The organism is Caballeronia sp. GAWG1-1, from assembly GCF_023631465.1.
GTDB lineage: Bacteria > Pseudomonadota > Gammaproteobacteria > Burkholderiales > Burkholderiaceae > Caballeronia.
On sequence record NZ_JALQDB010000024.1, the window covers coordinates 1 to 4,935 of the forward strand.

The 4,935-nt window shown below is 57.6% G+C and carries 6 protein-coding genes and 1 pseudogene; 4 read left to right on the plus strand and 3 right to left on the minus strand.

Going from position 1 to position 4,935, the window contains the following annotated elements; genetic code table 11:
• Positions 1 to 75: 75 nt before the first annotated feature.
• The 4 genes and pseudogenes from istA (NCT03_RS14410) to NCT03_RS14425 all read left to right on the plus strand — a co-directional run bounded on the left by istA (NCT03_RS14410) (position 76) and on the right by NCT03_RS14425 (position 2,687).
• Complete coding sequence (gene istA / locus NCT03_RS14410; protein ID WP_502800373.1) at positions 76 to 927, plus strand: IS21 family transposase; 852 nt, start codon at positions 76 to 78, stop codon at positions 925 to 927.
• Entirely contained in the window at positions 924 to 1,790 is an 867-nt protein-coding gene (istB, locus tag NCT03_RS14415) for an IS21-like element helper ATPase IstB (protein WP_250492901.1), read from the plus strand. The genes istA (NCT03_RS14410) and istB (NCT03_RS14415) overlap by 4 nt, the downstream gene beginning before the upstream one ends.
• 70 nt (positions 1,791 to 1,860) lie before the next feature.
• Positions 1,861 to 2,043, plus strand: a pseudogene (locus NCT03_RS14420) (transposase domain-containing protein); the annotation flags it as partial.
• 47 nt (positions 2,044 to 2,090) lie between these two features.
• Positions 2,091 to 2,687, plus strand: a complete 597-nt coding sequence (locus NCT03_RS14425; protein WP_250492902.1) for a plasmid pRiA4b ORF-3 family protein — start codon at positions 2,091 to 2,093, stop codon at positions 2,685 to 2,687.
• A 537-nt stretch (positions 2,688 to 3,224) separates the two neighbouring features.
• Here NCT03_RS14425 and NCT03_RS34085 read toward each other — a convergent pair.
• The 3 genes from NCT03_RS34085 to istA (NCT03_RS14435) form a co-directional block, all read right to left on the minus strand.
• Positions 3,225 to 3,371 (minus strand): integrase core domain-containing protein, encoded by a 147-nt coding sequence (locus NCT03_RS34085; protein ID WP_350030146.1) that lies wholly within the window; start codon positions 3,369 to 3,371, stop codon positions 3,225 to 3,227.
• Between the two features lie 62 nt (positions 3,372 to 3,433).
• On the minus strand, positions 3,434 to 4,252 hold the full coding sequence (gene istB / locus NCT03_RS14430) for an IS21-like element helper ATPase IstB (protein ID WP_250492904.1): 819 nt from the start codon (positions 4,250 to 4,252) through the stop codon (positions 3,434 to 3,436).
• The coding region (gene istA / locus NCT03_RS14435; protein WP_250492906.1) for an IS21 family transposase at positions 4,249 to 4,935 on the minus strand (687 nt) is incomplete at its 5' end. The genes istB (NCT03_RS14430) and istA (NCT03_RS14435), both read right to left, overlap by 4 nt.

Genomic DNA, 4,935 nt, shown 5'->3' on the forward strand with positions numbered 1-4,935 from the left:
AGAAGCGACGGTGCGTTTCTTCTTCATCGGCATATCCATGACTTTTACCTCTCATAATATGCCTCGCCCACAGAATTGCGGATAGGTCCCCCTGGACAGCGGCGCTCGATCTGGTTGTTCTCGCTCGTGCTTGGACACAGCCGTTATTTGTGGGGCCGCTTCGTCGAGCACCAAGACCTTCAAACGGTTTTGCGCTGTCACATGGAAGCGTTTGAGCACATCGGCGGTGTTCCTCGAGAGGTGCTTTACGACCGCATGAAGGCGGCCGTGCTGGGCGAAGTCGAGAAGCACATCGTCTACAACGCAAAGCTAGTCGCATTCGCGCGGCACTATGGCTTTGCTCCGCGCGCATGCAAGGCATATCGCGCAAAGACTAAGGGTAAGGTCGAACGCCCATTTCGATACATCCGTCAGGACTTCTTTCTCGCTCGACGATTTCAGAATCTTGCCGATATGAATCGCCAGTTACGTGAGTGGCTTGACTCAGTAGCCAACGTTCGTGTGCATGGCACGACGCACCGAGTTGTCGCGGAGCATTTTCTTGAGGAGCGCCTGACGTTGCTAGCGCTTCCCGCCGGTTTGTTCAATGGCGTGATCCGACTCGAGCGGCGTGTGAGTCACGAAGGACTCGTCTCAGTCGGCGGAAACTACTATAGCGTGCCCGATCGAACGCGCAAACGCACCCTCGACGTTCACAGTCTGGCTCACGAGATCCGTATCTACGAGCAGGGCGAACTGATGGCAGTACATCCCGTGCTGGAAGGCCGACGACGAACGTCACTGCTGCCTGGCCATAGACGCTCCGGTAAGCGCAACCCGCAAACCAGACGCGCGCTGCCACCTTCGAAGGCAGGCGTCGCGCGGCGGCCCCTATCGTTCTATGATCAGGTCGCAAAACGCCTAGCTGGCGCTGGGAGGCACGCATGAACAGCGTTCCAAGCTCGACTGTCGAGCGGATACAGCGTTACCTCGTTGGCTTGCGCATGCCACGCGCGCTCGAAGCTCTAGATGCCACTCTGAAGCGCTTTGAGCAGGGCGACAGTTCAATGCTCGAAGTGCTCGAGACGCTGCTGGGCGAAGAATCCACTACGCGCGAGACACGGCGTATTCGGATGGCACTACAGACAGCAAGACTGGGCACAATCAAGACGCTCGCCGGATATGACTTCAGTTTCCAGCCGAGCCTTGATCGTGATCGGATCATGACACTGGCGCAACTGGATTTCATCGAGCGGCGACAGGCGGTTCATTTCCTCGGGCCGCCTGGAACCGGTAAATCACACCTTTCCATCGCGTTGGGTGTCGAAGCGGTCCGCGCCGGCAAGAGCGTGTACTTCGGCTCGCTCGCTGAAATCGTCAACTCGATGGCGAAGGCCGAGCGCGAAGGCAATTTGCCGCAACGTGTGCGCTTCCTTGCGCGCAACAGCCTGCTTATTGTCGACGAAATCGGATATCTTCCCATCGGCTCAAACGGCGGCAACCTGTTCTTCCAACTGATCAACGCCTGCTATGAGCGATGCGCGATCATCTTGACTTCCAATCGCAGCTTCGGTGAATGGGGCGAGGTATTCGGCGACAGTGTCGTTGCAGCAGCACTGCTCGACAGGTTGCTGCATCACGCGATCGTGGTACAGATTGAAGGGTCTTCCTACCGTCTGCGCGAGCACGCCGATTTGCTCCCCGACCATTTACGCAACCGTCCATCATCTCTACACTCGGCATCCGCCGAAACGCCGCGCCGGCGCCCAGGCCGCCCCCGGAGGAGCTCACACGATCCCGAGAACGGCTGATCACCACGCAAATACAGGGTGGGGGTTTTTTACTCCGACAGTTTTGGGGAAACTAGGTCCGACGTTGACAGGCAGGCGCAATTATCTGTTCGCAGGCTCCGACGGCGGTGGCCAGAGCGCGGCGGTGATCTGTAGTCTGATCGGTACGGCGCGCCTGAACGGCATCGAGCCGTTCGCCTACCTGCGCACGGTGTTTGAGCGCATCGCCGATCATCCCATCAACCGCATCGACGAGTTGCTGCCGTGGCGCCTGATGCCGGCTGCACACATCGAGCAGCAAGCCGCCTGGCAATCAATCCGATGGTCCAGCCCCGCAAACCTGCAATGCGCTTGGTCAAGGCGCCAGTGCCCGATTACGTACTGCGCGTTGAGCTGAAGTACATCAAGCCGGCCATCTGGCGACGAATCATCGTTCCCGGCTCGATCCGGCTGGGCAAACTGCATGTCATGCTGCAACTGGCCATGGGCTGGGAAGGCGGTCACCTGCACGAGTTCGTCTTCGGTGAAACCAACTATGGTGAACCTGATGACTTCGGATTCCAGAGCGATCTACCGATGCTCAATGAAGCACGGGTCACGCTGGCGAAGGCGCTGGGCGGCCTAAAGTCATTTACCTACATCTACGACTACGGTGACAATTGGCAGCATCGGATCAAAGTCGAGAAGGCGCTGGTGCCTGATCCAGACATGCGCCGGCCGCTGTGCCTGGACGGGCAGAATGCGTGTCCACCGGAAGACGTCGGTGAAGTGCCAGGATATGCCGACTTCCTCGAGGCGATCACCGATCCGATGCACGAGGAGCACGACCACTTCCTCGAGTGGTGTGGCGGCAGTTTCGATCCCGCCACCTTCGATCTCGTGCTAACGAATCAGCGGCTCTCAGAGCTCAAGTTCTGATCGTCAAGACGGCCTCAGATTGACGCTTACGGTTCGTCAAAGCGCGGATGGAAGACATTTACGCGCCATGGCAAGAAGGCCCCTCGCTTCCGACCGCGTCTATCGACGATATTGCGATAGCGCGGAGGGTTAGCCTTTCGATGATCTTACTTAATCCTGCGCCATCTTTTGAAGCGTCGTGCGCCTTAAAAAAGCGCGCCCGCTAGTCATATGTCCAACGTCAGAAGATAGCCAAACAGAGCTTTGCGCCGAGCGCCGCTGGAAAGACCAGAAACTACACAACACACACCATTATTGATGTTGCCAATGCTAGTACTAAGTGAGATGTATCCATTGTCTGTGTCACCTTCCGATTCTAATCCGCAAGCCGCGAAGACCGCCCGTCACCCTGCCGAGATCCTTATTGCCTGCACTGGCTCGCCAAGGGTTTCATGGAACGAGTCGTAGTTAAAACCGAAGCCGATTCTGATTTTTCAAATATCAGAAATGGGTGGAATCGACGCATCGTTCAACCGCAGTGTTGACGTGCCCGCCTTTCTAAGACCACTGCGTTCTAGCAATAACGGCTTGGGTTGAATTTCTTTCTAAGCGCTGGCGGTACGCCAGCGGCGTGTCGTAGTTCAGACTCGAATGCGGTCGAACCTCGTTGTAATGCCGTCGCCAATCGTCAATTGTCAACGGCACTCAGGAATTGATACAGTTTCTGCCGGCATCGGCACTTCGATTTGATACACCGGGTTGTAGTGTTATTGCGGTGCCGACCGCACTCCGTTGGCGGCGTTCTCCTTTGTCGTAGTCGATCTCTTCATAACCAGTCCGGCGCGTCGCTTGTCGCGTAGTCGATAGCTCTCGCCTTGGATTGCCACGACGTGAGCGTGATGTAATAGCCGGTCGAGCATGGCAGCAGTGAGCGTTGCGTCATCGGCGAACGTCTGGTCCCACTGCCCGAACGGAAGGTTGCTGGTTACGATCAGACTGCCACGCTCGTATCGTTTGGCGATCACCTGGAAGAACAGGTTGGCCTGCTCACGGCTCATCGGCAGGTATCCGATCTCATCGATGATCAACAGCCTGTACGGGTTGATGAATCGTTTTAGCGCGTCTCCCAGCTGATTCTGTCGATGTGCCGTGGTCAGTATCATCAGCAGGTCCGCTGCGGTGACGAAGCGCACCTTGATCCCTGCTTGCGTTGCTGCGTAACCAAGTGCCATTGCAATGTGCGTTTTGCCTGTGCCACTCGGACCGAGTAATACAACGTTCTCGTTTCGCTCCAGAAACGCCAGACTCGCCAGCTCCTGGACCTGAGATCTGGGCACACCGCTGGCCGCTGCGAAGTCGAAGCCCTCGAGGGTCTTGATCGTCGGGAAGCCTGCCAGGCGCGCAAACGTCGCGCGCTGCCTGACGAGCCGCGCTGTGTGCTCGGCCTTTAGCACCGATTCGAGAAACTCTGTCAGGTTCACCTCGTCGGCGATTGCTTTTTGCGCCAGGTGTGGCAACGCGTCCGCGATGGTCGTGAGCTTCAGTTGGGCGCATAACTGCGCCACGCGTTCGTGTGCGATGTTCATGCGGCAACCCGAATCAACTTGTCGTACACGGACAGCGGGTGCTGTAGCGGAGACAGCCAGTCGTGGAATCGCTCGCGCAACTCCTGTCCGCTCGCCGGTGTCGTTGCTGGTAACAGCGCCGGATACGGTGGCGGCACGCTCTGCAAGGCCTTCTGCTCAACAAGCAGTTGCTCGGCTGGCTTCAACCGGGTCGTTCCATGTATTCGGACATGCGCGACTTCGCGTAGCCAGCGCCAGACTTCAGTGTTGGAGGTCGTCACGTCGAGTTCGACGTTGGCTGCCTTGAACCGAGCGGCCAGCGGCACGTAAAAACTGCGGCGCAAATATCCGTTCATCCGTTCGACCTTGCCTTTGGTCTTCGCGCGATAAGGCTGACATAGCTCGGGCTTAAACCCGTAGTGCCGGGCGAAGTCGAGAAACCCCGGCTGAAAGCGATGCTGCTTCGGACCGTATGCATCCCGCTCGATGACAACGGTCTTCATATTGTCGTAGAGCGCACGACGCGGCACACCGCCGAACCAGTTAAAGCAGTTGACGTGACATCTCAGCAAGGTATCGAGCCGCATGTCGGAAACGAATTCGACGTAGGTCGCGCGGCTATAGCCGAGAGTGGCCACGAATGCGAACAGATTCGCTTCTTTGCGTCTGCGGAACTCGACCCAGTCGACCTGCATCTGATCGCC